This is a genomic window from Paenibacillus xylanivorans (assembly GCF_001280595.1).
In the GTDB taxonomy this organism is placed as follows: domain Bacteria; phylum Bacillota; class Bacilli; order Paenibacillales; family Paenibacillaceae; genus Paenibacillus; species Paenibacillus xylanivorans.
Genome location: NZ_LITU01000017.1, coordinates 1 through 368, shown reverse-complemented (window position 1 = coordinate 368; position 368 = coordinate 1). Strand labels below are relative to the sequence as shown.

The window sequence follows — 368 nt, the reverse complement described above, 5'->3', positions numbered from 1 at the left end:
TTTCAAGTTAGTTTACGCTCTTATTGTAGCGAAAAGGCAGGTCCAAACGTATGTCAGCATGAAAGCAGTTTGTTTGGTCACCCTTTTTCTAGAAGACTTGAACGACTTCATGAATGCCATCCACTTCTTCAAAAATGGCACGTTCAATACCAGCCTTCAATGTGATCGTTGCACTAGGACAGCCGTTGCACTCTCCCAAGAATTTTAATTTAGCCACTCCATACTTAACCTCAACCAATTCAGCATCCCCGTTATCGCGCATTAAAAAAGGACGCAGTTTTCTCAATACATCGTCTACCTCTTCGAACAATTCCTCAGAATCTCTCATTTTATGACTCCTTTCATAGAGGCTGTGCTATCAGCTTCAC

The 368-nt window shown here is 41.8% G+C and carries 1 protein-coding gene; it reads right to left on the bottom strand.

What is annotated here, in order from left to right; genetic code table 11:
* Window positions 1-88: 88 nt before the first annotated feature.
* Window positions 89-328 carry a NifU family protein gene (locus AMS66_RS01770; protein ID WP_053779191.1) on the bottom strand — a complete coding sequence of 80 codons (240 nt, stop codon included), beginning with the start codon at window positions 326-328 and terminating at the stop codon, window positions 89-91.
* Window positions 329-368 lie beyond the last annotated feature (40 nt).

What these genes read in the sequence shown, in the direction of transcription:
- AMS66_RS01770 (WP_053779191.1), bottom strand. Translation starts at nt 328, where the DNA reads ATGAGAGATTCTGAGGAATTGTTCGAAGAGGTAGACGATGTATTGAGA.